Annotated in this window: 1 protein-coding gene; it reads right to left on the bottom strand. The window is 75.9% G+C overall.

Features of this window, described 5'->3' with window-relative positions; genetic code table 11:
* Positions 1 to 1,231: acyltransferase domain-containing protein (locus tag AC5LUJ_RS05240; protein ID WP_493464547.1), on the bottom strand; the 1,231-nt coding region annotated here is incomplete at both ends.

The raw sequence follows: 1,231 nt of genomic DNA, 5'->3' as shown, positions 1-1,231 counted from the left end.
CGTCGCCGTGCCCAGCGGTGTCCTTGGTGGTGTGCCCGGGGACGCTGCCGGCGCCGGTGTTCGGCGCGGCGGCCGGGCCGTGTTCGGCGACGTCGTCGACGGTCTGCTGGATGCCGATGGTCAGGACGGGGTGCGGGCTGGACTCCAGGAAGGTGCGGTGGCCGTCGGCGAGCGCCGCGCGGACCGCGTCGTCGAGCCGGACCGGCTGGCGCAGGTTGCGGTACCAGTAGTCGCCGGTCAGCTCGGCCGGGTCGAGCCGCCCGCCGGTCACCGTCGAGTAGAAGGCGACGTCCGCGGGACGCGGTGTGATGCCCGCGAGCAGGCTCTCCACGTCGTCGCGGATGGCCTCGACCTGGGCGGAGTGGGAGGCGTAGTCGACCGGTATGCGCCGGGCGGAGACCCCGCGGGCCTGGTAGGTGGCGAGCAGCTGGTCGAGGACGGCCGGCCGCCCGGATACGACGGTGGCCGCCGGGCCGTTGACGGCCGCGATCGAGACGTCGCCCGGGCTCCCGCCGGCCGGATCGCCGAGCAGATCGGCCAGATCGGCCAGATCGGCCAGGTCAGCCAGGTCAGCCAGGTCGGCCTCGACGACGGCGGCGGGCAGCGGCACCGAGACCATCCCGCCCAGTCCGGCGATCTTCGTGATCGCCTGGGAGCGCAGCGCGACGATGCGGGCGGCGTCGTCCAGGGTGAGGGCGCCGGCGACGTGCGCCGCGGCGATCTCGGCCTGCGAGTGCCCGATGACCGCGTCGGGCCGGATGCCTAGCGACTCCCACAGCCGGGCCAGCGAGACGATCACCGCGAACAGCGCCGGCTGCACCACGTCCACCCGCTCGAAGGTGGGCGCGCCGTCCACCCCGCGCAGCACGTCCAGCAGCGACCAGTCGACGTACGGGGCGAGCGCGTCCGCGCAGGCCGCGACCGACGCCGCGAACACGGGAGAGGCCTCGAGCAGGGCCACGGCCATCCCCGGCCACTGGGAGCCCTGGCCGGGGAAGACGAAGACCGTCCCGCCCGGGTTCCCGGCGGTGGCTGCGGACACCACGCCCGGCGCCTGCTCGCCGGCGGCGAGAGCGCGCAGCCCGGCGAGCAGCGCCTCGCGGCCGGTGCCGGCTACGGCGGCACGGTGGTCGAAGACGGTACGGGTGGTCGCCAGCGACAGCCCGACGTCGGCGGGACGGGCGTCCGGCCGGGTGAACACGGCGTCGTGCAGCCTGGCCGCGGCCGTCCG

It is taken from the genome of Protofrankia sp. CiP1_Cm_nod3 (assembly GCF_982290655.1).
Note: the sequence above shows the minus strand (reverse complement) of the source record. Positions and strands in the feature narration are given on the sequence as shown.